This window comes from Pseudomonas sp. NPDC089428 (assembly GCF_044749325.1).
Classification (GTDB): Bacteria; Pseudomonadota; Gammaproteobacteria; order Pseudomonadales; family Pseudomonadaceae; genus Aquipseudomonas.
The window spans coordinates 180724-206053 of the sequence record NZ_JBIVHT010000001.1 but is presented as its reverse complement, the minus strand read 5'-3'; the positions used below and the strand labels follow the sequence as shown (position 1 = coordinate 206053).

General features: G+C 61.2%; 32 protein-coding genes. 3 read left to right on the top strand and 29 right to left on the bottom strand.

All coding sequences use genetic code 11. The features are described from left to right. Position 1 precedes the first annotated feature (1 nt). Positions 2-316 carry a PepSY domain-containing protein gene (locus ACIPZ5_RS01140; RefSeq protein ID WP_261940836.1) on the bottom strand — a complete coding sequence of 105 codons (315 nt, stop codon included), beginning with the start codon at positions 314-316 and terminating at the stop codon, positions 2-4. After that, on the bottom strand, positions 316-624 hold the full coding sequence (locus ACIPZ5_RS01135; RefSeq protein ID WP_343597302.1) for a PepSY domain-containing protein: 309 nt from the start codon (positions 622-624) through the stop codon (positions 316-318). Before ACIPZ5_RS01135 ends, ACIPZ5_RS01140 begins: the two co-directional genes overlap by 1 nt. A gap of 152 nt (positions 625-776) precedes the next feature. Between ACIPZ5_RS01135 and ACIPZ5_RS01130 the strand changes: the two genes are divergently transcribed. Further along, positions 777-1856, top strand: a complete 1080-nt coding sequence (locus ACIPZ5_RS01130; RefSeq protein ID WP_261940837.1) for a patatin-like phospholipase family protein — start codon at positions 777-779, stop codon at positions 1854-1856. A gap of 237 nt (positions 1857-2093) precedes the next feature. Beyond that, entirely contained in the window at positions 2094-3263 is a 1170-nt protein-coding gene (locus ACIPZ5_RS01125) for a tyrosine-type recombinase/integrase (RefSeq protein WP_400806080.1), read from the top strand. Positions 3264-3274: 11 nt separating this feature from the next. Here ACIPZ5_RS01125 and ACIPZ5_RS01120 read toward each other — a convergent pair whose 3' ends face one another. The 8 genes from ACIPZ5_RS01120 to ACIPZ5_RS01085 form a co-directional block, all read right to left on the bottom strand. Then, a complete protein-coding gene (locus ACIPZ5_RS01120) occupies positions 3275-3610 on the bottom strand; it encodes a hypothetical protein (protein ID WP_400806077.1) in 336 nt (111 codons plus the stop codon). 61 nt (positions 3611-3671) lie between these two features. Beyond that, positions 3672-4187 carry a DUF2514 family protein gene (locus ACIPZ5_RS01115; RefSeq protein WP_400806075.1) on the bottom strand — a complete coding sequence of 172 codons (516 nt, stop codon included), beginning with the start codon at positions 4185-4187 and terminating at the stop codon, positions 3672-3674. After that, a complete protein-coding gene (locus ACIPZ5_RS01110) occupies positions 4184-4810 on the bottom strand; it encodes a glycoside hydrolase family 19 protein (protein WP_400806073.1) in 627 nt (208 codons plus the stop codon). Before ACIPZ5_RS01110 ends, ACIPZ5_RS01115 begins: the two co-directional genes overlap by 4 nt. 285 nt (positions 4811-5095) lie before the next feature. Then, on the bottom strand, positions 5096-6103 hold the full coding sequence (locus ACIPZ5_RS01105) for a hypothetical protein (protein ID WP_400806070.1): 1008 nt from the start codon (positions 6101-6103) through the stop codon (positions 5096-5098). 9 nt (positions 6104-6112) lie between these two features. Then, complete coding sequence (locus ACIPZ5_RS01100; RefSeq protein WP_400806068.1) at positions 6113-7588, bottom strand: DUF2612 domain-containing protein; 1476 nt, start codon at positions 7586-7588, stop codon at positions 6113-6115. Position 7589: 1 nt separating this feature from the next. Next, positions 7590-8768 (bottom strand): baseplate J/gp47 family protein, encoded by a 1179-nt coding sequence (locus ACIPZ5_RS01095; RefSeq protein WP_400806066.1) that lies wholly within the window; start codon positions 8766-8768, stop codon positions 7590-7592. Further along, positions 8769-9122 (bottom strand): hypothetical protein, encoded by a 354-nt coding sequence (locus ACIPZ5_RS01090; protein ID WP_400806063.1) that lies wholly within the window; start codon positions 9120-9122, stop codon positions 8769-8771. It abuts the gene before it with no gap. Continuing rightward, the gene (locus ACIPZ5_RS01085) at positions 9119-9799 is read right to left on the bottom strand and encodes a Gp138 family membrane-puncturing spike protein (protein ID WP_400806060.1); all 681 of its coding nucleotides are present in this window, start codon (positions 9797-9799) and stop codon (positions 9119-9121) included. Before ACIPZ5_RS01085 ends, ACIPZ5_RS01090 begins: the two co-directional genes overlap by 4 nt. Before the next feature lie 10 nt (positions 9800-9809). On the opposite strand from ACIPZ5_RS01085, the gene ACIPZ5_RS01080 reads away from it, so the two are divergent. After that, on the top strand, positions 9810-10214 hold the full coding sequence (locus ACIPZ5_RS01080) for a hypothetical protein (protein ID WP_400806058.1): 405 nt from the start codon (positions 9810-9812) through the stop codon (positions 10212-10214). On the opposite strand, the gene ACIPZ5_RS01075 is transcribed toward ACIPZ5_RS01080, so the two are convergent. The 19 genes from ACIPZ5_RS01075 to terL form a co-directional block, all read right to left on the bottom strand. Next, positions 10211-11194, bottom strand: coding sequence for a phage protein (locus tag ACIPZ5_RS01075; protein WP_400806056.1), 984 nt, complete (start codon positions 11192-11194; stop codon positions 10211-10213). The genes ACIPZ5_RS01080 and ACIPZ5_RS01075 overlap by 4 nt on opposite strands. A gap of 407 nt (positions 11195-11601) precedes the next feature. Then, a complete protein-coding gene (locus tag ACIPZ5_RS01070; RefSeq protein ID WP_400806053.1) occupies positions 11602-11916 on the bottom strand; it encodes a phage baseplate plug protein in 315 nt (104 codons plus the stop codon). Between the two features lie 3 nt (positions 11917-11919). After that, entirely contained in the window at positions 11920-12510 is a 591-nt protein-coding gene (locus tag ACIPZ5_RS01065; RefSeq protein ID WP_400806050.1) for a phage baseplate protein, read from the bottom strand. Between the two features lies 1 nt (position 12511). Beyond that, a complete protein-coding gene (locus ACIPZ5_RS01060; RefSeq protein ID WP_400806048.1) occupies positions 12512-14188 on the bottom strand; it encodes a phage tail tip lysozyme in 1677 nt (558 codons plus the stop codon). Beyond that, positions 14181-14312 carry a DUF6889 family protein gene (locus ACIPZ5_RS01055; RefSeq protein ID WP_302622352.1) on the bottom strand — a complete coding sequence of 44 codons (132 nt, stop codon included), beginning with the start codon at positions 14310-14312 and terminating at the stop codon, positions 14181-14183. Before ACIPZ5_RS01055 ends, ACIPZ5_RS01060 begins: the two co-directional genes overlap by 8 nt. A 62-nt stretch (positions 14313-14374) precedes the next feature. Next, a complete protein-coding gene (locus ACIPZ5_RS01050) occupies positions 14375-14827 on the bottom strand; it encodes a phage tail assembly chaperone (RefSeq protein ID WP_400806045.1) in 453 nt (150 codons plus the stop codon). Further along, positions 14827-15267: a phage structural protein gene (locus ACIPZ5_RS01045; protein WP_069016443.1), complete on the bottom strand. Its 441-nt coding sequence runs from the start codon at positions 15265-15267 to the stop codon at positions 14827-14829. The genes ACIPZ5_RS01050 and ACIPZ5_RS01045 overlap by 1 nt, the downstream gene beginning before the upstream one ends. A gap of 16 nt (positions 15268-15283) precedes the next feature. Then, positions 15284-16762: a DUF3383 domain-containing protein gene (locus ACIPZ5_RS01040; RefSeq protein WP_400806042.1), complete on the bottom strand. Its 1479-nt coding sequence runs from the start codon at positions 16760-16762 to the stop codon at positions 15284-15286. A gap of 18 nt (positions 16763-16780) precedes the next feature. Further along, positions 16781-17332: an LIC_12616 family protein gene (locus tag ACIPZ5_RS01035; protein WP_400806039.1), complete on the bottom strand. Its 552-nt coding sequence runs from the start codon at positions 17330-17332 to the stop codon at positions 16781-16783. A gap of 3 nt (positions 17333-17335) precedes the next feature. After that, positions 17336-17710 carry a hypothetical protein gene (locus ACIPZ5_RS01030; RefSeq protein ID WP_400806036.1) on the bottom strand — a complete coding sequence of 125 codons (375 nt, stop codon included), beginning with the start codon at positions 17708-17710 and terminating at the stop codon, positions 17336-17338. A 2-nt stretch (positions 17711-17712) separates the two neighbouring features. Next, positions 17713-18285 (bottom strand): hypothetical protein, encoded by a 573-nt coding sequence (locus tag ACIPZ5_RS01025; protein WP_400806034.1) that lies wholly within the window; start codon positions 18283-18285, stop codon positions 17713-17715. Then, positions 18282-18665 (bottom strand): DUF4054 domain-containing protein, encoded by a 384-nt coding sequence (locus ACIPZ5_RS01020; protein ID WP_400806031.1) that lies wholly within the window; start codon positions 18663-18665, stop codon positions 18282-18284. Before ACIPZ5_RS01020 ends, ACIPZ5_RS01025 begins: the two co-directional genes overlap by 4 nt. 14 nt (positions 18666-18679) lie before the next feature. Beyond that, complete coding sequence (locus ACIPZ5_RS01015; protein WP_400806028.1) at positions 18680-18949, bottom strand: hypothetical protein; 270 nt, start codon at positions 18947-18949, stop codon at positions 18680-18682. A 10-nt stretch (positions 18950-18959) separates the two neighbouring features. Further along, positions 18960-19958: a DUF2184 domain-containing protein gene (locus ACIPZ5_RS01010; RefSeq protein WP_400806025.1), complete on the bottom strand. Its 999-nt coding sequence runs from the start codon at positions 19956-19958 to the stop codon at positions 18960-18962. A gap of 12 nt (positions 19959-19970) precedes the next feature. Continuing rightward, positions 19971-20465, bottom strand: coding sequence for a hypothetical protein (locus ACIPZ5_RS01005; protein ID WP_400806023.1), 495 nt, complete (start codon positions 20463-20465; stop codon positions 19971-19973). Positions 20466-20476: 11 nt separating this feature from the next. Beyond that, complete coding sequence (locus ACIPZ5_RS01000; protein WP_400806021.1) at positions 20477-21754, bottom strand: DUF2213 domain-containing protein; 1278 nt, start codon at positions 21752-21754, stop codon at positions 20477-20479. A 5-nt stretch (positions 21755-21759) separates the two neighbouring features. After that, the gene (locus ACIPZ5_RS00995; protein WP_400806019.1) at positions 21760-22494 is read right to left on the bottom strand and encodes a phage minor head protein; all 735 of its coding nucleotides are present in this window, start codon (positions 22492-22494) and stop codon (positions 21760-21762) included. Beyond that, positions 22421-23899, bottom strand: a complete 1479-nt coding sequence (locus tag ACIPZ5_RS00990; protein ID WP_400806016.1) for a DUF1073 domain-containing protein — start codon at positions 23897-23899, stop codon at positions 22421-22423. The genes ACIPZ5_RS00995 and ACIPZ5_RS00990 overlap by 74 nt, the downstream gene beginning before the upstream one ends. Further along, positions 23896-25329: a phage terminase large subunit gene (terL, locus tag ACIPZ5_RS00985; RefSeq protein WP_185701964.1), complete on the bottom strand. Its 1434-nt coding sequence runs from the start codon at positions 25327-25329 to the stop codon at positions 23896-23898. The genes ACIPZ5_RS00990 and terL overlap by 4 nt, the downstream gene beginning before the upstream one ends. Position 25330: the final 1 nt, after the last annotated feature.

Below are 25330 nucleotides of genomic sequence, written 5' to 3'. Positions count from 1 at the left end.
GTCAGTCGTCTTCCTCGTCTTTTAGCAGGGCGCCGCTGCTGGCATCCAGCTTGATCTCGCGCACCACGCCTTCCTTGGTCAGCAGTTCGACTTCATATTCGTAACGGCCGTCGTCTTCTTCCAGCTCGGCCTCCAGCAGGCGCGCCCCGGGGTAACGCCCCAGGGCGGCTTCCAACAGTTGCTCAAGCGGCAGGATGACGCCCTTCTGGCGCAGCTTCAGGGCTTCGTCCTGGTCCAGGTCGCGGGCAACGGCCAGGGAGCACACGGCCAGCAACGACAGCGCCAGGTATCGCGCCGACCGGGGTAACTGGATCATCAGCTGTCCCGCGCGTCCTTGAGCACTTCACCGGTCTTGGCATCCAGGTCGACATCCCACTCGACGTTCTGCGTGTCGCGCAGTTCGACCTTGTAGATGTAGCGGCCGTATTCGTTTTCAAGTTCCGAATCGGTGACGGTGGCACCCGGGTGCCTGGCCACGGCGGTGGCCTTGAGTTCGTCCAGCGACTTGATGGTCTTGGCGTTGACCAGCTTGACCACTTCGTCAGGCTGGACGTCCTTGGCGAAGGCAGCATTGGCACCCAGGGCAAGGGCGGCGGCGGTGAACAGGGCTGTCAAGGTTTTCATGGCGGCTCTCCTGAGCGACGTTCAAGTTGTCTACAGGGTTAAGATTAACCAGCGGTCCTTAATTCAACCTGAAAACAGCTGGCGCCATGATAGCGCAGCTGTAACGGGATCAAGCCCCTATAATGACCGGCTTGTTACCTGCGAGATCCCTCATGAGCGCCATTCACATCAAAAACCCTGCACTCACCTTCAAGGCTGGCCAGCGCGCGCTGCAGCACATTCGTGAACGTGGCCTGCAGGCGGCCGATGTGGGCGTGCTGCCAGGGGCGGCAGGCGGGCCCAAGCCGCTGGGCATCCAGGGCCTGGACCTGGCGCTGTTCGGTGAATGGCTGCCATCGGCACCGCGGCAACGCGCTCTGATCGGCGCCTCGATCGGCTCCTGGCGCTTCGCCAGCGCCTGCCTCGACGACCCGGTTGCCGGCATCCGCCGCCTGGGCGAGCTTTACACCGAGCAGGATTTTGCCAAAGGCGTTACCCCGGCCCAGATCAGCCACAGCTGCCAGCGCATGCTCGACGACCTGCTGCAGGGCCGCGACGGGCAGATCCTCGCCAACCCGCACTACCGCTTGAACATTCTGGTGGTGAAGAGCCACGGCCAGCTCGCCCACGACCACCGGGGCCGCCTGGGCATGGGCCTGGGCTCGGTGATCGCCAGCAACCTGCTGGGGCGCTCGCGCCTGGCCCGGCACTTTGAACGGATCATCCTGCATGATGCGCGCAGCGTGCCGCCGCTTGATGCGCTGACCGACTTCCCCTCGCGCTGCCTGCCGCTGGACCTGGCCAACCTGCGCCAGGCCCTGCTTGCCTCGGGCTCGATCCCGATGGTGATGCAAGGTGTGCGTGACATTCCCGGCGCCGGCACCGGCACCTACCGCGACGGCGGCCTGCTCGACTACCACCTCGACCTGCCCTACCGCGGTGACGACCTGGTGCTGTACCCGCACTTCACCGACAAGGTGGTGCCCGGCTGGTTCGACAAGGCGCTGCCCTGGCGCAAGGGCGACGCCACGCGCCTGCAGAATGTGCTGCTGATGACGCCCTCGCCGCAGTACCTGGCCGCCCTGCCCTACGGCAAACTGCCCGACCGCAACGACTTCAAGCGCTTCATGGGCGATGCGCCAAGCCGCAAACGCTACTGGTACAAGGCAATTGCCGAAAGCCAGCGCCTGGGCGACGAGCTGCTCGAACTGATCGCCACCGGGCGGTTGCACGAACGCCTGCAAGCCTTGTAGCGGCCATGCTGGTAGACTGCGCGCATTATTGATTCACACAGAGTTATGACAGCGTGGAAATTTTCAAAGATTCCACAGTGGATTCCCGCCGAAAACCGAGCGATACCACAAACAGCCATGACGCCCTGAATGCGGCGTCATTGGCGTATCGCCTCGTACCACTCTGTACCTTCCCAATCCCAACAAGCTAGTACATCATCCAGTACATCCAACAGACCAGCGAGAGGCAATGTACTAGTGGCGCTCACGGACACCGCGGCCAGGCAGGCCAAGCCCCGGGAAAAGGGCTACACCCTTGCGGACTCGCTCGGGCTCTCTTTGTACATCGCCGACACCGGTGTGAAGAGCTGGCATTTCAGATTCACCTGGCTCGGCAAGCAAGCCAGGATTTCGCTCGGGACTTACCCGGAGATCGGTTTGAAGGAGGCGCGTGCGCGGAGGGATGAGGCGCGCGAAGAGGTAGCGCAGGGAACGGACCCGCGCGAATCAAGGAGGGTGAAGAAGGCAGAGCGCCTGGGCGCCCAGGAGAGGACATTCCGCCGCGTCTATGACGAGTGGCTGGAATTCAGGAAGGGAAGCCTGACCGAGTCGACGGCCAAGATCATTTCTAACGCGATGGAGCTGGATGTACTGCCGGCCTTCGGCCTGCGCCAGATCGATTCGATCAAGCGATCCGACGTGATCACGCTGATCCGGCGCATCGAGCGTCGCGGCTCGCTGACCACTGCGGTTAAAGCCCGCCAGTGGATGGGCCAAGTTTTCCGCTATGCGATCGCCACCGGCATGATCGAGAACAACCCCACGGCGGAAATGCACACCGTCACGGAGAAGATGGCACCGCACAAGCACCGGCCATTCCTAGCCTTCACAGAGATGCCGACCATCATCAAGGCCATTGAGGGAAGCCAGTCGGGCCTCCAGCTGCAGTGCGCGACGAAGCTGCTCATCCTCACGGCCTGCCGACCGGCAGAGGTGCGCAAGGCCGAGTGGTCGGAGATCGACCTGGACACGGCCACCTGGTCGATTCCTGCCAACAAGATGAAGATGCGCCGCGATCACGTGGTCCCGCTGTCGCGCCAGGCCGTCGAACTGCTGCGCTCGATGCTGCCGATCTCCGGCGGGATGAAATATGTGTTCCCGAACCGGTCCGATGCAGTGCGACCGATCGGCATCAACTACGCCGTTAACCTGCTGGACCGGTGCGGATACACGGGCCGCCAGTCTCCGCACGGGTTCCGGCACCTCTTTTCCACGGAGATGAACAGCCGCGGCTACAACAAGGACTGGATCGAGCGTCAGCTGGCCCACGCCGACAGCAGCGCGATCCGTGACGTGTATAACCACGCCACCTACCTGGAGCAGCGCCGAGACATGATGCAGGCCTGGGCCGACATGGTTCTGCCCTGATCCAGCAGCGCCTATTTGTTGGCAGTGGAATCGGAAGGACTTCGTTTTGCCACTGCGAGTTTTTCTCTGAACTCAGGGGCAAGCCCATAACCCCATGTGTTGTCCGGCACATGGTGGTCGCCGAACAAGCCGATCGCATACATCTCCTCGTGCTCGCTCAAGCCAAACCACCTGGCGGCCTCGGCCATCTCCAACATGTCGGACAGCTGCAGGTCGTCGACCTGGCCGCGGCGTCGGCAATCGAAGGCCATCTGTACCAGCTTGGCTGCGTGCTTCTCGGGATCTGTAGCCAGGTCGCACTTATTGTCCAGCGCGGCGACCCACTCGCGGGGCAAGGAACTCTTCATGGCTAATACTGTATATAAAAACAGCATCGTATCTGGAGGTAGCTGCCCGGGCAATTGCCGGTCAGCGCCCGGCCTTCACCTTGTCGACCACCGCCTCGCACGCCAGACCGGCTATTCGACTTCGCTCAAGCGCTTTTGCGAAAACTCCCGCCATTCGATCAGCATCTTCAAGCAGTCCCCCAAGCACTCCGGTGGCAGAGGTTCCTGCCTGGCGCTGCTGGGTAGCGATGGTATCGCAGGTGGCTCGGTGGCCGTCCCGCAGTCGGGCGATCTCACCCCGCAGCCCGCCAGCAGCAGACTCAGCAGCAGCGGCGCGGCCTTGGGCCAGTTCCAGTTTTTTTCGTGCACTCTCACCCTCCTCGTCCGCCACGGCTTGGCGGCGCTGTTCTTCGGTTCTGGCCTGAGCGGCGGCGCGGCGGTCGCGCTCTGACACCTCAAGGCGGTAGTCGGCCAGCTCTGCGCGTGCGGTGCCTGTCTCGCCCTGCGCCACCACCACCCGGTACTGCTGGCCGCCGGCGACCAGCACCAGGGCGATCAGCCACCAGCACCAGGCCGGTACCGCGCCCAGCCAGCTCATGCCAGCACCTTCAGGGCCAGGTCATACAGCGCCTGGCGCTCAGCTGCGCCGAAAGGCACCTTGCCCGGCTGCCCGGTGTTGATGATGCTGCCGATGTCGCGGATGCGGCCGGCGTCGGCCATTTCGTTCAGGCCGCGCTTCGCCCACCACCAGGCGGCGGACTGGGAAGCGTGCTCGGCCTGCTCGAGCAGCTCCGGCTCATCTTCGAGCGGCAGACCAAGGCCGGTGCCGGTCTCGCGGTAGTTGCTGCGCCCGGTCACCTGCAGCAGGCCTCGCCCACGGAACCGCCAACCATCGCCGGAAGCCTCTGGGCCGTTGCCCATGCGGCCGCCGTAGACCTTGTTGGCGATCTTCTCGGGCTGCCGTGCGTAGGCAGGTGCTGTCTGCACGCTGAACCGGCTGGGCCAGGTGCGCACCAGGGCGTCGGCGCTGTAGTTCAGGTTCTCGACCAGGTTGCGCAGCTGGCCTGATTCGTGACCGATCTGAGCCAGGAATGCGGCCTGCCGGACGCGGCTGTCGATCTTCCAGCGTGTCATGGCCCGGTTGAGCGCGGGCAAAAAAATGCCCGCTACAGGGCGGGCGTTCGGGAGGATCTGCAGCAATTGCTGCGATGTAAGGGGCATGCTGTTCTCCAGGCAAAAAAACACCCGCTCAAGGCGGGCTGTCGCACGAATGATGATTACTCCACAGGCTGAGGCGCTACCAATGACGGGTCGTGTCGACTTTCGACCTCCAGGACACCATCAATTACCTCTTGCGGAGTGTCATCAAAAAACTCAATGCAGGCCGGCGAACCGTCAGGCGCCGGCACCCACCAGGAGAAATGCTCACCCAAAAGCCCTCCATGACTTTCAAGCTCCAGTGCAAAAGTTGGTCCTAACGGTTTATCGCAGATATGAATCATTGCGCTAGATCCTCGTGATTAGGGAATGAGACATCTGAATACTGCTGCCAGTATTCCCTGTTACGCTTCCATAAACTTGTGCAGTATGGAAGCCTTCAGCCAAATATGAACCGTCTGGCTTCAAGCTGCTAGTTGAAGCATACGCAGCGCCTGCGCCACCAGATACAACGTAAGATCCGCACAGGTTCCCATAAGGAGCGCTATCCACGTAAGACTGAACCGCCACAGACTGAGTTGAAGTACTGTTGGTATATTGACCGGTTAACTTTATATCAACGGCTTCCCCTCCCCAATTAAGGAAATTGATGCGAACCCCTGTTGATATCTCGGTACTAACCGTAGCGGTAAAAGTCAACGTACCGCCTGTAGATAAGCCAGCCCCGACAGAACGACGGTTAAACCAGCTTGCCACAAGCCTGGCAGTAGGGCCGTCTGAAAATTGCGAGGTTGCACTCGTGTAGACCATGCCCACGAGGGTTCGAGAGGGGTCGCCTGTTTTAATCTCTACGCCATTAGTGCCAGTGCTGTGACCGGTCGCAGAGAACTCCAGCGCGATTGCTGAGCCAGTCCAATAGGCGTAGATATAGTAGAGCGTGTTGGCGCTCATCCCGCTATTGCTCAGCGATACGCCTGCCGACGGTATCTGCCGAGTAACTGCGTTGATCATCAGGTTGTTGCCATCGTAAGGCGTGAGACGAATAGTGGTTGCGCTGATTGCCACCAGCCGGCATTGGCCGTGACCAGCCAGAGCAATAATGGAAGCCTCCAGGTTTGCGAGCAACGTGCTAGTAGTGCCATCATCTACAGCATCCTGGCCTGATCGGTTCGCGATAAATTGCCCAATGACAGCTGCAATAATTGAAGACTGGCGCCACACCTTGTTCAGCTGGGGCGAGTTTGCAGTGCCCGACGAAAAGCCCGCCGTGCGAGCTGCCAGCGCGGCGTAGCTGGCCTGGGTCATTACGTTCGCGCCGGCTGCTCCGCCAAACGTCAGGAAGTCGTTCGTTGCCATAGATACCTCTTAGGAATAGACGCTACCCCAGCTCCCTTGGTCGAAGCCGGCTATGTATTGGTTGGAGACATCGAAGCCAAACAGCGGGCCGCTGGTCGACGGCGAATAGAAGTACTTGATGTCAACGCTCTGTGGTTTTGGCGTGATGTAGCCGCCTGTCAGCAGTGCCCACTGGATCGCACTTGGCGGATCGCCGGCAAGGCCAATGGAAATAGTCATGTCCTGATTGTCGATGATGAAGGCGTAGTTGCCCTTGGCGTAGGCGGTGCCTTGGCCTGTCCATGACAGCGATGCACCTGGAAGCGGGACCTCTCCCATCGTGAATTGGCCGTATGGGCCGGCAACGTAGTCGGTTACGGTTGCCGCCGACGAAGTGGTAGAGATGATGCTGGTTAGATTGTCTACTTCGGCCTGCATGCCGCTCAGTAGGATCCCGCTTGTTCCGTCACCATTGAAAGTAATGGCATTAGTGTTGTCAGCAACTTCAAAGTTTATACTCGCTTGAGTTAAACCAGAACCCAACTGATATGACACGTAAACCCTGAACACACCATTTCCAAGGTCTGATATTCCAGCAGATATCCCGGCATTGTTCTGAACAACAGTTCCAGATATCGCATCAAAAATTACTCGACCAAGAAGAACACCTCCAGGTGCAACCCTCATAGAGATACGCTGATATCCCGCAGCAGAAATCAGGCAGCTTTGAACGACCGTGGCTCCTGCCGGCATGTTGAGCGCCCGAGCGACGGCGTGCACCGCCGAGGTCGTGTCAGGAGTGAACTTTGTAAATTGCACACCATTTATGATTGGCCCCACGGATGCCGAGCCAGCGCCCTTTGACCAATATGCATTGGTTAAATCCATGTTCCAGAGATAGCTATTTGTTCTCGGCGTTGGGTACAACTTCTGGGTTCCCTGCCAATCGGTCCTGTAAAGCGTTACCGATGTGTACTCGTAGACGTTCTGTCCCTGATATTTGAGCTGGAATGTGTTGGTTACGCCGTCGCCGGTCGCGAATGGCTCGTTGGTCGCGGTAACCGGGAAGAACGGGGCGTGCCCGTCAGGGTTGAAAATCAGGTCGAGGATGGCCTTCGACGATTCCAGTGTGCCGTCCCAGTGGTTTGCACCAATCTTGGCCCGAATCAGCGAGCGATACGTCTCGTTGTCCAGCACGGTGATGCCATTGTCCGGGTCAAACGGCCCTTTCCAGGCGCCCTGGTCGAAACCGAGGCCCGGGGTGTCGAGGGAGAAATAGACGTTGGTCAGCGGCGTCGGGATGTTTCGCGAGATGCCGACCCAAAGGCCCACATCATCCAGCTGGGCATCAGTGGCCAGGTCCAGGTCGAAGTCATCTGGAAGCCCCGCCGCCACCTGGTTGGTATCCAGAAAGCACTGCGAGACAGCCTCGACCATGGCCATGTACTTCGGCTTGTCGGCGTGTTCGCTGGTTATCTTCCCCGTGTAGTCCTTGATGTCTGGCATGTCAGGTCACCGTCAGAACAACGCTTGCAGGCGTGCAGGTTGCCGCCTGGTTGAAGGCCAGCGGCACGTCAGGGGTGCCGGCGCCACCAGGCCCGGACAGGGTTAGCGCGGTCAACTTGAATGTGGTGCTGCCGGGAATGCTGTTGGCCGCCGTCAATGCGTCGGCCCACTCCACGGTTCCACTTGCCCCTCCCCCTATGGCGACCTGGTTCACATAGTCGGAAACTGCCTGCTGCAGGGCGGCGCCGATGGCCGTGGTGTATCCGGCCAGCGCTTTGATGCTCACGGCAGCCGTCACAGCGCGGTAGGTTGGGCGGAAGAACTTGATGGTGATCGGCATGTTGTAGACGTTGAGCACGGTCACCGAGGTGGTGCCATAGGTTCCGCCACCAGGCCCCTTCTTCGCGGCTATCGCCTGGGCAATGGCCGTGGCGTCGCCGCCCTCCGCAATGATCGCCATGGAGTTCGCCGGAATGCCGTTGGCATCCGTAACGTTGGTGTCGTTGTCTACCGCGGCATACCGCGTGACCCCGGACACATTGGCGACCGCGCCGATCGTGCCCTCAAGGACCGTGCGCGACGGGAGGGCAGTCGATGTTTTCTGCCGCTGACGGAGGGCCGAATCCGTCTCGACCGGTGCGCCGGCCGCAGCCGATGCTGAGTTGCTGACAGACTGCCAGCCCAGTGTTGGCGTGGCGATCTTGTTGATCTGCCCGGGCGACGCAGTGATAACCCCTGCCGTCGCGCAGGTCGCGGTGACAGTGATCTGGCCTGCTGGCGGGATGGTCACCGAAGCGGGAAGCGCCCACTTATTGCCCGACTGATCCTCTGCAACGCCGTTCGTGATGCCGGTACCGGCCTGACCAATCAGCAGAACGTCGCAGGTCGAGAAGCTGGAGGACGAGCGCTTTATGCCGTTGATCTTGACGTTGCTGGACAGCCCAGCACCCTGAGCAGTGGCTGGCGAGAACGACAAATAGGCGGCGATGGTCGCTGCGTTCGCATCGCTGATGGCCAGGGCAATCACGCCGAGGAACTGACCGTCCTGCGAATCGCTGCCGAGGTACACATCAGCGCCGTAGATCGACTGGTACTGGGTCTTGAGGAAGTCCAGGACCTCGGCATAGGTGGGTGCCGAGATCCCCGTTGCAGTGATGACCGGTGCAGTAGACGACGCCATTTATAGTGTCTCGCTGATGGAGGTCTGCCCGTAGGCTGTGGTGATGGTTGCCGTCACGGTGAAGCGGCGCGTTTCCGGGTTGATCGAACTGTCGTAGCTGTCGATCTGCGCCACGCCCGGCGTGCCGAGGATTCGCTTCTTGATGGCGGCGTCTCGTGTGGCGGCGGTCCGCTCGCCAAGCACCTCGGTGTTCCAGGGCGTGCCATCAGCGGTGTCGATGAACCACTCGCCCTTGTTGAGGCGCAGGCGCGTCATGACGGCCTGGGCCACGGCGTCGGGATTGTCCTTGTAGAAGTCGGCCTGCTGGCTGCCGAAGGTGTAGTCGCCGTTGGCGTCGAGCTTGCGATACCTCATGGAACGGGCACCCCGCTGGTTCCGGTGCCAATGGTGACCTGGCTGGTTTTGTGGGTCTGCAGGCTGATGGTGCCGGCCTTCACGTCGCCCGTTGTGTCCACCCGACCGTTCACCTGCACGTTCCCGTTTATGGTCACCAGAGGCGCAGTGAGCGCCATGGGGCCGGTGGTGGTGGCATTGATCGCGTGAGTGCTGGGGTTGACCTCAACAAAGGCGGCGCCGTCGTCGCTGCGCAGCTGGACGGCCTGCAGGCTGATGTTGCCGATGACTCTCGGCTGCGACCGGAAGCCCAGCAGCGCGAAGCCATCGGAAAGGTCATGCATACGCAGCTCGGCCTGGGCCTGAATTCCGCCCGACTGCCACCAGGAATCGATGCAGCGGGAGGAGAACACCACAAGGCATTCATCTCCGGCGGCCACCGGGAAGGTCAGCGTGCATCCGCCGCCGGCCGGGAACTGCACTGGGCAGTCCAGCAGCAGAGGCAGCGTGGTGAGCACCTGCGCCCCGTCATCCGCAGTCACGAAGGCCTGAATTGCCGGCTGAACCACGCAAGTCATCGCCTGTGCGCTGAACGACTGGATTATCCCTGGCAGTGCAGTCCACAATTTCGACTGGGCGGAGCGTTGCGCGATCTTCAGAACGCTAAGCGGATCGTCTAGCCTTTCTTCGACATTCAAGGAGATCACCGTGAAGAAGATGTTAATGGTCGGGCTGCTAATTGCGTCCTCGGCTGCTTCTGCCGAAACAATGCTTGTTGCCCCTTCAGGAAGCCTCTGTGCAGGCCAAACTGTGGCGAAAGACAGATTTTTTAAATTCTTGTCGCCCTCACAAAAATGCGATCTACCAATAGTGAATGCTGAGCATATGCGGGCATTCAGGGATGCCACGCCGAGTAATGCCGTTGTAAAAATGGCAGAAGGCAAAGGGTGCTGGGGACAGACCCTTGGTGGAGATGCGATTTTTATTTATGACGATGGAAAGACATCGACAATGCCAATGGCCGTTTTCGCCGAAGTTAATTTCGATACTTATGGGAAAGGAACAGTTATCTCTTCGGAAAGCCAGCGGAGAGGATTGACTAAGTGCCCTTAGCCATATGGCTTCACAGCGCCAGGCCCAAGAATTGCCCCAGGTATACCGACAGCGCTATCTATCATTGCCTTATTGGTAAGCGTCGCATCTACGGAAATGCAGATGACCTCTGTGTACCATTCATTGCCGCGGGTATCTCCATAGCTGTCGGCGATTAACACCTTGTACAGGCCATCAGCACTCAAATCGTTCTGGATTTTTTGCTTAACGACCTCCGCCTCTTGCAGCTGGCTGGGGTCATAGCGGGCTTTTTGAATGCTCGCATTATCGATCTTGAGCAATCGCCCTATCTTCACGCTTGGGTTCAGTAGCATGCGCACGTTGACCCCGTTCTGCGTCTGCTCAGGCAGCCCCACCATGCCTGTCTGGTAGTTCACCACGATGGCATCGCCGGGCAGATAGGCCGTGTTGGGGATTAGCGTCATCTTGCCGTCTTGGATGCTCCAGCTGACATCTTGGGTGCGCCCGAGGTTGTCCAGCACATCACGGGTCAGCCCAAACATGACCTTGCCCCGCGGCAGCTTGTTGGTGGATAGGGTTCCACTGTCGCCCATCGTAACGCCGCGACCCTCCATAGCCTGGACGGCAGACTTCAGGTGGTCCTGGGCCGTCGACCCTGCCGCCAGCGACATGTTGATCACAGACCAGTTGTAGGCGCTGTCGCCGTCGGCGGCCGTGATGTCCAGGTAGGTGTCGGTCTGGCTCTCGCGCCCGCGCCGTACCTGCTTGATGGTGCCATCGAAGATCACCCCGTAGTTGCCGGCGTATCCAGCCATCAGCACGACGCGCCCGAACTCTTTCAGCTGGGACTTCCGAGCAGTTTCAGCGCTGACGTTGTACACCCGGATGTCGGCGGTGTTCGGGGTGCTAATAGTGCCGCGGCGCACGGCAAAGCGGATGCGCAACTCGGAAAGATCGATGGCCTCGGTGTCGTTACCGATCTTGAGGCTGATCTGACGAAGATATTGGGGTACGCTCATCGGATTTTCTCATCAACTAGGGTAGATGCCATGGAAAGAGGTCCGCTACTGATCATCGCCTTAGCTGTTTTGGCCGTAGTTGTAGTCGCCACGCTACTGCAGCGAATACGCAAGCCCAGAGAGGCAAATGCTGCCCCGTATCGCCCGCAGCTTGTGACAGCAGCATCAGCCAAGCCTAAGCTGCGGGATAAATTCATAAGCTCGTTTGAGCGAACAAAAGCTCAATCCAAGTGGGTGGGCTCGAGGCGCTATCGCTGGATAACAGCAGGTGATGGCACGGTTTGCGAGTACTGCAGATCAAAGTCTGGGAAGCTTTTCAGTTGGGACCATTCACACGAGCATCCCGGTTATCACCATTGCTCAGATGTCGAGGTCTGTCGCTGCTATGCAGAACCGATCATTCCAGACTAATCCTCAACCCACCAATACAGATGCGAGCCGACCCCGAGATTTTCGAAGGTCGGCACCGCATCGGGATTGTCAGTGGTCTGGCACCAAAGCACGCCGCCCAGGCCAAGGTATTCGTACTGCTCGAGCAGGTTGGCACCGGTCACCAGGGGGATACCCTGGATGATCGGGTTGCCGTTCGCATCCGCGATATCCAGCACCCATCCACCTTGTTCAGCATTCCGCCAGACGACTGCCAGGCGGTACTGAACCCCTGACAGCGTGATGTTGAAGCGCTGCGGGCTAGGCGTGAGCGGTATTTCGAAGTTGGCCATTGGTCACCCATTCGGCGGCTGCCAGCCGCCAGGGGCCGGGTATGACTGGGCTACCTGCTTGTCGCCCATGCTTTGGGTTTCTGCCGTGTCTGCCGGCGACGCCTGATCATCTCGCGGCGGAAGCGTCGTTGCCGCGGTGTTGACGATCAACACCTGCCGGAACACGGCGGTGACCATCAGCGTGTATTCGCTGGTCGGGTCGGTGGTCTGGGTCAGGCTGCGCATCAGCATGTTGGGGTAGATGCGCTTGCCGGTGGACACGTCGAACGGCTGCCGGGACTGCTGGAGGGCCAGGAGCTGGTTGTAGATGCCCGACACGTAGTCGGAGCCGAACGCATCGCCGCCTGTCAAAGCGGAAAAGAGCCCCTTGGCGCTGTCGATCACCCCGGCCAGGCTGGCATTGCTCCAGCCGCACCTGATCACCACCTCGGGGTTTTTCTTATAGGCGTGGTCTGTAATCTCGGCGCCCTGCTCGACCGGATGGTCTGTGATCTGCAGCTCGTCGGTACCGACCTCCTCCAGGGTGACATGCGCAACGATGCTGTCGATCGAGCGTTTCGCATCGATCGTGATGAAGCCTGCAAAGTTGGGCATGTCAATTCACCGGGCTGCTGAGGTTTCGCTTCATATCCTGTGTTACCTGCTTCTGGGCGCCACTGACGGCGCTTGCAGTGGCATTCGGATCGGTAGCCCCATACACGTTGATCGTCGTGCTTTGCGTGATCCCCGCAGCAATGGCTCCTCGATTCGCCGCCTCCCTGGCTCGCGCCGCCTCACGCTCTGCTGGAGTATTCCCGCTACCTGGCCGCTCGTAATAGCGAGACACGATCGACCCGGCATCGCTTGAGCTGTTTGCAGCTCGTAGTAACTTGCCAGCAGCGACTTCAGCACCCTCAGTCAGCTCGTACTGGATGAAATTAAGCTGATCCTCAAGTGTGGATTGCCGTATGTCCTTCCCGGCCCAGGCCTTGAAATTTGCTTGTCGATCAGGATGCCATTGCGCAATCCCGTATGCCTTGCCATTGTCGCCGACGGCTGCAGGATCAAACCCGCTTTCCACCGACAGGTTGGCAACGATCCCGGCAGACTGCTCCCTGGTCCATCCCAGGCCTTGGAAAAACTGCAGGATCATGTTGCCCATGTCGGTGCCGCCATTGATCTCCCCGGCAGCAGCGTCCTCAGCAGCGCGTCTACGTCTTACGATATCGTCCTCGCCATCATTGAGAGATGGTGAGTAGAGTGCCGCACCTAGGCCTGCAGCAAGGCTCCCTAAGGCTCCAGCTCCGGCTGCCGCAGTGCCTGCTCCGCCGATAGCGCTTCCGAGCCTCAAGAATGCAGTTGCAAGATTCGAGATTCCCGTCACCACTCCAAAGGCGCCGATGGTATTCAGGAGACCGATCAAAATCAGAAGTCTGGTGCTCCAGCCATCAGTTGCAGCATCAAGGTCCACGAAGAACTGCCAGATTTGCTTGAGATACGGTCCAGCCTTCTCTGCGAGATCAAGCAGTTTTGCGACGATGTCAGCCAGGCGATCAGCGATCATCGGAGAGTTTTTCTCGAACCAGTCCGAAAAGCGCTGAAGCTCTGGCCCAAGCTTTTGCATCAAGGATGCTTGGAGCCTCACCGTAAAGCTTTCAAACTGAATCAGCAGCCCACGCAGCGCCTCCATGAACGCATGGGCGTCCTTGGTGGCCTTGTCCAACCCGCTCCCTGCCAGGCGCTTGCGGTTCTCCTCCAGCTTCCTGCCGAACTCGCCGCTGACGATTGCCCGCAGTGTGTTGTCGTCAATGCCCAGGATCCCGGCATACTGCTTGGCCTGGTACCAAGGCATGCTGCGCAGGCGGTTTCCCAGGCTAACCATCAGATCGGCGGTGTCGCGCAGTTCGCCATTGGCATCCCGCGTCTGCACGCCTATGCCTTTCAGGAAACTCTCGCCGCCCGGGTTCTCGCGCAGAAAGCGCGCCATGGACTCCAGCGAGCCGCGAGCCTCTGACGCCGAGGCGCCAAGATCCCGAGCTGCGTATTCAGCCGACTTGATGCTGGTCGCCGCAGCACCTATGCGCTGCGATGCGAAATAGAGGCCCTCCAGATTCGATGCGAATGCTGACACACCCGCCGCGACAGCGAGCGAAGCACCGGTGATGGCAGTCACCAGGTTTTTCACGACCTTGGTTGCGCCGTCCACGCCATCGGTGAAGGACTTCATGCCCTGCTTGTCCACCTTGAAACCAAGGGAGACGAGGAACTCCTTCATGACGTCCTGATCAGCCATTCTTTCTCTCCGCGGCGAGGCGCATGCGCTCTTTGTTTTCAGCGCGCACCAGCAGCGCGTCGTTCATCTTGGCGATGTCGGCCAGGTCAAGGGTTCCGTCGATCAACGACTCGTACCGGCACATGCCCTCCATCACAGGGAGCAGAAGCCAGTCTTCGCCGCTTGGCAGCGTTGCCAGCTCGACCGTTACACCTTCGTGGGAGCTTTCGGGCCGGTAAGCATCCCTTTGATAAAAGGGCCGAGCGCCTCCAGGATCACGCGGTAGGTCATCTTGAGCATGTCGTTCATGTCGATGTCGTCGAACATGGCGACGTTGCCGCGCGAGCTCCAGACCGGCGACCACACTTCACCCTGCTTGCGGCTGACCACCGACAGAGAGGTGCCAAGGATGAATTCGGCCTGGTCGTCTTCCATGCTGGCGATGGCATCCATGAACGGAGAAAGCATGTCCACGGTTGCCGACAGGTCGCCAGTGAGAGGATTGGCGCTTTTTCCTTCCTGGGCGGCGCCCTGCAGCTTCAGGAACACCGGCACCAGCTTTGGAATCAGCGGCGCGACTTTGCGCTCCAGGTGAAATTGCTGGAACACGGTCATCTTGCCGATGCGGTAGGTGATTCCGTTGATCTCGAACTCGGTCATCAGTAGGTACCCAGCAGGCCGTCAATTTTCACGGAGTCGAACACCCATTCGACGATATCGCCGTCTTTCCGGTAGTTCAGGTCCGGGCGCTTTTTGAAGGCGCAGGACCGGGCCACCGTGGTGTCGCCACTCGACGAGTTGGTGATGGTGATGATGTTCTGGCCCCAGAGCGACGAACTGAACGACTGAGCGTCATAGAGCGCCATCAGCTGGGCGTTCTTAGGGGAGGTCTTGAGCAGACGAACCGTGACCTGGCCGGACTTGTCGGCGTGCAGCGAGTGCATGCCCTCGCCGTCCGCGCCGATGGTCATGGTGTTCTTGTCGTTGGCCGCGACAATCGAAATACCTTCTTCGGCGTTCGCGGCGCCGGACCCGAGGTCGATCACCGCGCCGGCGCCCACCAGCGTGGCGTTTACATCGAGGAACGAATAGGTTGCCATGGATGATCAGCTCCGATCAGCGGTTGACGTTGATGATGACGTCGACGAAGTGGACGGCACCGGCCAGCTTTATCGCCGACTGGATAACTGGGGCCTTGCGGGCTTCGCGGTCTGCCTGGGACTGGGAGGCAACGGGCGGAGCGTAAGAGTAGTAGCCGGTCGACAGGTACTGCCCGGAGGTCAGCGCCCCGAATGCTGGGCCATTCCATTGCCCTGGCGCGACGAGGCCATTGGCCACCGCCTGCTCCAGCCGCTCGTTGACCGTGGTGACGATCCGGTTGATGCCGGCGTCGGTCTGCGGGATCTTGGTGGTGCTGGTGTAGAGCAGGTTGTAGACGGCGGTCTGCACGTCGTTCTGCAGCCAGTCCAGGCCGTGCACCTCGTCGAAGAAGTACCCGTTCGACATCACGCCTTCCTGGATGATGGCGGTGTCGTTGTCGTATTTGACAAAGACGTTGCAGTTTTTCGCCTTCAGTGCGGCAGCCTGCGTGGTGTTCAAGCCCTCGGCGGCAACGCCAGGCTCCTGCTTGAACTTCAGGGTGATGGTGGTGTTGTTACCCTGGAAGTTCACCGTGAAAGCCCGGCCGAAGATCGATGCGGCAGCGTAGGCACTGGAGCTGGAGTACTGGCAGAAGCTGCGCTTGTACAGCGCGGCCTTGAGTTTGGCGGCGATATCGGTGGTGCTGGTGCCATCCAGTGCCAGCGGGTTCTGCGTGGTGATGCCGAAAATCCGAGACGGCGACGCCCCTTCGATGAAGGCAGACACGCCCAGAAGATCGGCGTCGGTCGGGCTGGTGTCTGCGACCAGCAGGCCGTACCAGTTGGCCGACTGGCTGGCCAGCGCGGTAACGCATGCCAGCAGGGTCTCGGCGACGATGCCGTTGACCGGCGCCGACGCCACGCCGGTTACCAGGCCGAGCAGGGCCGAAACATCGGTGCCGGATCCGGTGGAGCTTGCGTAGGTCAGGGTAGACGTCGCACCAGTGGTTGGGCTGGTGATCTCGAACCGCGAGTAGTTGGCGTTCCAGACGCATACGGCGCCAGCCAGGGCCGTGGTGATGATCGAGGCAACGGCATTCAGGTTGGCCGCAGCGCTGAAGTTCAGGGCCGACAGCGTTTTCACCGTTCCATCAACGGTGATCTTCATCGACCCGGTAGTGATGCTGGTGAAGTTCGACATCGCTTGCTGGGCGGTCGAAAGCGCACCACCGTTCAGGCGAGCCGAAGATGCAGCCTTGGCCCAGCGGCCGACATACAGGATCGCCGGCTGGGGCGACTGACTGAAGAACAGGCTGGCGGCCAGGTATTCAGGCGCGGAGGTGCCGAAATCGGCAGCCACTGCAGTGAGCGACGAATACTGGCGGATGCGTTCATTGGTGTCGATGACACTGGACGCCCCCAGAATGAGCAGCGCGCCGAAATCGCGGGTAGCGGCCGCCAGTGGAGACATGACGACCTGGACGTTGACGACGCCCGAAACGGCAAGAGTTGGCATTGATTTCTCCTGGAGTGGTCAGCCGGGGGTGACCGTGACTTCGGCGGACAGAATGTTGAGCACCTGGTAGGTGCGGTTGATCTTCCGGCGAAGCCGGATTCGCAGGTCGTAGCGGCGCACCCACTGCTGGTTGATCAGCTCCGGCGCGGCAATGAGCTCGCCGGCTTCTACGAAGGCCATGTCCTTGGCCTTGAGCGCCTCGCTGTTCTGCGGGACGTACATGCCGTCACTGAGGATCTGGCCATAGGACTGAGCATTGGGACCGTAGAACGTGGCCAGCAGGATGATTTCCTGGTGACGCTGGTAGGTGTCATGGCCGTCTTCGATGCCGATGTGCTCGATCGCCGAGTTGGCGTCCTGCTTCGTGCTCATCACGCCAATTGCGCACCAATCGACGTTTGGCTCTGGCTGCTTTGGGTTGCCCGGCTGCCAGCGCGGCCTGACGTACTTGCCGGGAATGCCAGTGACACCCGCCACCATCGCCTGCAGATCGTCTTCAAGTGACTCATCTGTAGGCGTAGGGGCGCCTTCCGGTGCCAGGTAGCCACCGGTTGCAGAGGTATTCGCCATGGGTTATCCCGCCAGGGGTAGAAGGTCGCAGGAGGCCGCTACGAAACCGCGCCCGAAATGGCTGTAGTCGTTGACGTTAGCCACGGTGTAGTCCCGGCCTTGCCAGGTCACGACATCGGCAATGATGTCTTCGCCGTCGCCGGCCGTGAGCCGGAACAGGGTGTGAATGGTGATGGAGCCCTTCTTGCGCTCGCCGCCGGCAATTCGCTCGAGGATGTCACCCTTGTCGCTGGTGACTACCCCGGCGAATGGCATCGATGACTGCGCGTTGGTAGCGCGGCCATTGTCGCCGACGGTTTGGGTTGAGCGCTTACAGACCAGGCCCATGTCCATGAAGTCCGGATCAAGCAGGACCTCTGTGACATCAAGCAGGGCCATGGCTATTCCTTCTTGCGGATGACGTAGGTGATGGAGTTGCGCAGCTGGCCGGTGTTGACCAACGGTTGAATGCCAGCCTCAGCCTGGGCCTGCTCTGGGGATGAGCCCGAGGCGATCAGTTCCAGGTAGCGCTTTTCGGAGGAGCGCATGGAGGCCGTTCCACGGCTTTTGTGCCGGTTGCGGATGGTGCTTGGCGCAAGCGGCGCGAATTCGCCTGAGTTGAGCTTGTTGCGCGCTCCGGTCGAGGCAATCAGGCCGGCCGCGTTAAGCGACTGGTCGACCTTCTCGTCCTGCCCGTTCAGCGCAGCCTTGGTGGCCGTCTGCAGGTGATTGGTGATGCTGGCCCGCTGCTCCTCCACCCCTGGCTCCAGAAACGGCCGCGCAGGGATATTGGCCTTGGGCGATCCGTATTCGTGAATGTACCCAAGCTGGGCATTGTTGAGCGGCGCGCCTGGCTCGTCATCGTTGCGCTCTGCTTCCGTTGCCGGGATGCCGACCAGAACCTCCTGGCCGGCTAGCTTCTGGATGGCATGCAGCACCTTGGCGACGTTGTCTTTGGTGACCTTCAGGCTCACAGCTGGAACCCTCCGGTGCCGATCATGCGGACCAGTTGCAGCAGCTGGATGCCGTAGGTGGTCAGGTTGAAGAACCCACCATCCTCGAGCGATACCGCGCCGCTGTCATAGCCGACGCTGACCTTGTCCACCGACTTGCTGTTCACCGGCCCTTTCACCTGGCCGCCAGCGCCACCGGCAGCAGCGGTCTGCTGGTTGCCGGCGGCTACGGTCAGGTTGTGGGCCACGAACAGCTCGATGCCGATGTTGAGGTAATCGCACCAGCGATCAGGCGGCAGGACATTGACCGCCAGGCCCATCCAGAGATTTACCGCCGAGTCCGGATACCTGGTGGTATCAGCGAACTCGGGGAAGTCTTCGCGGAACTTGGCAGCATCCATGGTTCAGTCCTGTATCAGGCGCTGGCGTTGGCCTTTGCCACGCGCTCGCGCAGGGTTTCGAGCCTGATGTTCTGGCCGACGGTGATGCCCTTGGCTGCCAGGTCAGCGATGAGGCGCTTTTTCTCCTCCTCCTCGCTTTCATCGACAACCTCGGGCTCCAAGTGGGCCTGCACGAACCAGTGATCGACGTGCTTGTCGTCGATCACCTGGGTGCCGGCCGCGAAGTCGATCACACCGTCCGGGGTGTTCAGCTTGAAGGGCTTGATCACATTGCGCTTTGCCATGATGAAGCCCTCAGATGCCGTCACGGTAGCCGATGGTTTCCGGGTAGACCACCTCCACCACGCCCAGGCGGCCGTAGTAGGTGGTGATCTGACGGATGCCGCGGTATTCCAGCGGGGTGCGCTGCAGCGGCACCATCGGGAAGCGGACGCGGTCCTTCTCGTTGGTGTACGCCATCATGCGGTTGGTGTTGCTGGTGCCACGGTTGGTCAGCCACTTCAGCGGCTGGATGTTCAGCGGCGTGCCGTTGATGGAGTTCGACAGGCTGTTGACGCGCAGGAATTCCAGCACCGAGATGTTACCGGCGTCGGACACGATGCGGCTGACCAGCTGGCTGTACGCTACTGGCGGCAGGCGCAGCTCACGCGGGCAGATGGCGAATGCCGATGCAGCCCACACGCTGTTCAGCAGGTCGTTCACGTCGGCCAGGATCTGCGCCGGGGTGGCGGTCGCCCAGCTGCCGGTGATGGCGTTGCTGACGTTGGTAACCGACGACGAGTTGACCAGGCCGGTTTCGCCCAGGTCGGTATCGCCGATGTAGACCTGCTCGTCGATGTCCATGTTGTGTTTGAGCTGCATGCCGGTGAACTTCTGCGAGTCGACCGGGCGGCCCAGCTGTTGAGCCGAGGCCAGCTCTGGCAGGGTCCAGGACAGCTCCATGCCCCACAGGGTCAGCGGCTTCGGCGTCTTGCCGATGTCCAGGGCCAGCGAGGCGATCGAGCTGGAGTCTTTGCCGATCCAGGCCTTGCCGTTCGGGCTGGTACCGCCCACCGCAGCGAAGGTGCTGTTGGTGAAGCTGGAGATCTCGTCAGCGATCGAGACGTCCTCGCGCAGCTCGATGTCGCGCGACCAGGTGACCGAAGCCAGCGGGCCGTGCAGGGTCTGGTCCAGGCGCTCCAGTTCACCGATCAGGAACACGCCAGTGGAGTCGATGGTGGCCGCGTCGAAGGTCATCAGACCGTCGCGGGTGTGGGCGCGCTTGATCGAGCGCGGCAGAATCAGGTTGCTCATCTAGCGTTCCCCTTAGATGTTGTAGGCGATTTCGACGTTGCCAGATGCATCGGCAGCGCCCATGAAGGTCGCGGTGGTGATGGCCACCGTGTTGGTGCTGTCGGCTGCCGCCTCGATGCCGCCGATGGGCTTGCCAGCAGCTGCAGCAGCCACGCGCACGTAGACGGTGCCGTCTTTGGCAGCGGTGCCAGCGTTCAGCTTCACGGTCATGTAGCCACGACGCAGGACGTCGGCCACGCCCTTGGTTGGCGGGGTCGAGGTGCCCAGCGGGTCGGAACCCGAGCCACCGGTGATTGGGTACGGGCGAACCAGCAGGCCGTATTCAGCGCCAGCAGTGTCGCCAGCACCGAACGGCACGAACTTGTCGCTGGCGATCTTGCCGAACAGGCCGAAGCCGGCGAACGGCAGCGACGGGTTCAGGAAAACCGGCTCGATGGTGGATTGGCTGGCACGGGTGACATCGCCAGGGATGCCCGCGGGCATGCGGTAGAGAAATGCGTTGCTCATCGGGGATCCCCTCAGTGTTTCCAGAAGGCCTTGTTGGCGGCGTTGATATCGGCGATCGACCGGGTGCGGCCGAAGTCTTTGGTGTTGGTCGAGGTGCGCGTGCCCTGGCTGTTGTTGCTCAGCTTGGCCAGCTCACTTGCCCCGGTGAACGCGGCAGACACCTGGTCGGCGGTCATCTGGTCCAGCGCTCGGCCCATCAGGAACGGCTCGACGATGGCCTTGCCACCTTCGGTGTCCATGGCCTTGCCCAGCGCCTGACGCTGGCAGGCGCAGATGTGGTCGGTGGTCTTCACCTTGGCATCGCGGGTGGCGAAGGTGATGCCCGGGGCCAGGATCTCGGCACGGGAGCGCAGGTCGGTCATGACTGCCGCGTCGCCGGTGTAGGCCTTGCCAGAGGCCTCGCTGTTCGACTCAGCTTCCTCGGCCTCCAGGACGGTGTCCTTGGTCTTGGCCTCGTCTTCCTTGTCGTCATCCTTGGTCAGGTCGTCCATCTTGCCTTCCATGTCGCCAACGCGGGCCGACAGGGCGCGGATTTCCTTGAGGATCAGGTCGGTAGCAGCATCGCCGGTTTTGGCTTTGCCCTTGTCCTCTTCTTCCTCTTCCTCGTCGGCGGTTTCCGCTTCCTTGGCCAGGGCCTCGGCCGCTTCGGCATCCTTGGACATGAACGCCCGGCGGAGGCGATCGGCGAAGCTCAGCTGCTTTTTCTTGCTCATGGTGTCGGAGTCTCCGATTGCGCATCGCGGGCCACAGCGGCCACGCTCTACCAGTGCTACGTGGTTGCCCACGATGTTGGTCTGGCGGCCGCGACCGACTGCCAGTTGTTCGTATTCGGCGTCGTAGCCGCAGGACACCTGCCGAAGGCCGTTGCGCACATCCTCGATGGCTTGGGCGTCGGTGATCAGCAGGTCGGCCAGCATCAGGTCGTTCTCGATCCCGTCACCGCGCCGGACGTTCTGGGTGATGCCCATGCTCAGCTCGCGCCAGTTGCTTGGGTTCACGAAGTCTTCGGGATGGGCCAGGGTGACCGGCTTGCCCTCGAAGCTGGCGATGGTCTCGGCGCGGAACACCTCGTCGGCGTTTCGCTCGATGGCGACCAGGCCACCAGAACCACCCTCGATCAGCGGGCCGTCTTCGTTGACCAGTTCGCTCTCGTCGTAGAGCAGCGTGCCGATGCGGGCGATGGGGACTGCCTCGCACAGCAGAAACCCTTCAGGGGTCACGCTCTGCCGGGCGCTCAAGCGCTCAGGCGCGAACCAGCGCCCGGCCTCGTCCTGGGTACGTGCTTTCATGGTTGTCACTCTGGAATTACTGGCTCAGGCCAGCACCTGCAGTTGGGTAGGCATCCGGCGTGGCCGGTCAGCTTGTCGAGCGTTGGCGGGTCGCTCCAGGGAACGAATTTTCCTTCCATGGCCTTGTGCGAGGAACGCACGTCGCCGTCGTGGGATGTCCGCCAGATGTAGCCGGTGCTGCCGGTAGCCTTGGCGCGCGCCTCGGTGAGGGTGGCAGCGGTGCGGGATACCTCGGTCCGCGCGATCAGCTGCGCACGGCTCTCGGCTACCTCGCCAGATCGGCGAATCTCTTTCGCGATCTCGTTGGCCCTGGTGCCGTCCTCGATTCCCTTGAGGGTAAGGTCGTGCACGCGCTGGGCGGCCTCAGTGGGGATGCTCTTGATGAGCGTCACCTGTTCCGCCAGCAGGCTGCGCATGGCAGCCCCTGTGTCGGCATTGAGGATCTCATCGCGCAGGGCCTTGGACATCTCCGCCGACCTTTGCACCCAGGCCTTGCGGTAATCCTGGTTGACGTCGGCGATCATTCGGCTGGCCGTGGATACCGCCCAGTCGTTGAGCAGGTCCGAATACCGGCGCAGGATCTGCGTGATGGTCGGGTCGGCGGCTGGATCACCTGGCGGGAAGCCGTTGATGATCGCCCCCACCTGCCTGGCTACCTGGGTCAGGCTACGCTGGTACTCTCGCTCCGCCCGGCTCGTTCTCACCGGGTTTCGGCGCTTCTTCTTGTCCAGGGTCCGCATTCGGCAGCTCCAGGCCCTCGACACCAGGTGGCGGGTCGTTCTCCGCCTCCTTGATGTCCTCGTCGGTGATGTTCGACCAGAGGCCGGTGGTTTGGCTGGACTGGCGCAGCTCCTTCAGGGCGGTCACGCGGCTGACAATGCCGGAATCGAATGCCTGAACCACCGAGTTGGTGTCCTTGGCGCCGATCTCGGCCTTCTCGGTGTCGGTGAGCTGCCACAGCGGGTTGAACTTGAAGTCCCAGCCGTCTTCCATGGGCTTGCCCAGCACCGAGCGCGCAATCACCTCCAGCAGCGTGGTCACGCCTGGGCGAAGGTCGCGGTCCTGCCAGGCGGCCACGTTGTCGTAGTAGGTGCGCAGGTCGCTGTCGCCCGTGCTGTTCATGCCGCCTGGCGACTGGCCGAACAGGCGAACCAGCGGGATTTGCAGGGCGCCCGAGATCTGCTCGCCGAAGCTCAGAAGCACTTCGGCCAGGCCGGAGAAGCTGTACTGGTGCGCCTCGAAATCGTCCGAGGCATCCATGATGGTCATGCCTTCGTTCGACTGGTACAGGCGGATCAGGTCCATCTGCTTCACGAACGCTTCGAAGGCCTTGCCTCCCATGGCGATCAGCTCGCGTAGCTTCTCGACCTTGTAGGTGCGCAAGTGGGCCTTGTAGACCAGCTGGGCAGTGCCGGCACTGGTGCTGTCGAACGCGATCAGGCGATCCCACAGGCGTTCCAGCACCGACTGGCCCCATCCGTTTTCGGCAATGCGCTGCCAGTATGGGAGCGGCACGCCTTCCAGCCGGATGACCCGGGAGTAGTGAATCTTCTGGTTGACCAGCGCTTGGGCGTCGGCCACGACGGTGTAGTACTTGGGCTTGCCCAGATGAGGTCCGTACTCGGTGACCAGGTTCTCCAGCGACGGCTGAATCAGCCAGCGATCGAGGACCAGCAGGCCCTTGAACTGACCCGGCGCGATGGAATCGAGCTTGAGCGGGGTGCTGACGTTCTGCCCATCGATCAGCATCACGGCGATGGAGCCACCGTAGAGCCGGGACCACTTCACGTTGTCCGACAGCTGGTTCCAGATCTGCAGGCGCTCCATGGCCTGGTTCAGCTTGTCCTTTTCCTCGGGCTCCATGTCCGAGACGATCTCGATGCCGGCTCGGGTCATGTCCTGAGCCACCAGGTCCACCGCCATGCCGGCGATCCAGCTGGAGCGATACACAGCCTCCATCTGGATGCGGTTGCGGCTGACCAGGTCAAAGGTGTAGTGCGACGCGGCGTTCTGGTTGTTCGCCTGGAGCCCGACGCGCGCGGCGAAGTTCTCGAAGCTGTCGCCAGTCATGAACGACTTGCGGGCGGCATCGGTCGCGGCGATAACCTTCGCGGCTCGCGCCTTGGTCTGATGTCGTTTGCTCATCCTGCCAACCTTCTCCAGACTTCGATGGCGTTGCCCGAGGCAACCATGTCGTTGATTGCATCGCACATCGGATCGATCTGGTCGTCGTGCGCATGAGTGTCGTTCGGGGTGAATGCCTCGCACTCAGCAACGAAGTCACTGGTGAATGGCGCGTCTTCTGGGATGCAAACCCTGCCGGCCTCGATGTACCCGACAACGTCGAGCACGCGCGTCAGCTTGTCCTTCTGGCGCTCGATGGGGAGGATCGGGATGCTGCAGGTGAGACGGATGTCTTGAATCAGGCCGGTGCCGCTGGCCTTGTCCTCGACTGCCATTGCTCGGAGAGAGCCGAACTGATGGGTATCGAAGGCCAGGTGCTTGTTCCAAAACTCCACGGCGCGCCGCTTCAGCTCTGGCGCTTCCCACTTGCCTCTGATCATGTCCAGCAGGTAAGCCTTGCCATCCTCACCCTGCCCCCAGCATTCGAAGACGCTGTAGTCGTTGTGTTCCTTGGTTTTCTGCGCGGTGTCCGCGAAGATCTTGCGATAGTTGAGCACTGGCAGCTGCTTGTAGCGCTGCATCCAGGCGCCCTTGATGATGCCGCCGCCGAGCGGGCTTGGCCGCTGCTGGTACTGGCCGGAGAACACGTAGGGGTTGGCTGCTCGCATCTTTTCGAGCATCTCGACCGTGTGCTTCTCTGGCCACAGTGGCTGGCCCGTGGATTCGTCCAGCGCCGATAGGGACAGCAGCTCCCATTCCTCGCCGTTGCCGCCACCCAGCAACCACCCAGCCAGGTCCTTCTCGTGCAGGCGCTGCATGATCACGATGATCGGCGTGTTGTGCGGGTCGTTCTTCCGCGACTCAAGGGTGTTCTGGAACCAGTCCAGCACGCCCTGGCGGATCACGTCGCTGTTCGCTTCGTCGGCCTTGTGCGGGTCGTCAATGATGATTGCGCCGCCAAAGCCAGGCCTGTGCTTGCCAGCGCCGTAGCCTGTGATGGTGCCGCCTGAGCCAGTCGCGTAAACGATGCCGTTCTGGGTTGTCCGCCATTCGTGCTTGGCCGAACTGTCCGAGCGCAGCTGTGTTTCGGGGAAAATCTCGCGGTACGCCTCATGGGCGACCATTTCCCGGGCCTGCCATGCGTTGTTCGACGCTAGCTGGGCTGCGTAGCTGGTATGGATGAACTCGGCGTCGGGCACCTTGCCCAGGCACCAGGACATCCAGTTGATCACCGCCAGCTCCGTCTTCGAGTAGCGCGGTGGGATGTTGATCACCAGGCGCTTGCACTCACCACGGAACACCCGCATCAGTGCATCACAGACCATCTTGTGATGCGGAGCGCGCATCCACTTGAAGCCTTTTCGCTGAAGGAACATCCAGCGGGAGAAGAAGTAGAAGTCAGCCCGAGCAAGCTGGATCGCCGCGTAGCGCTCTTCTGCTGCGGCGGTCATC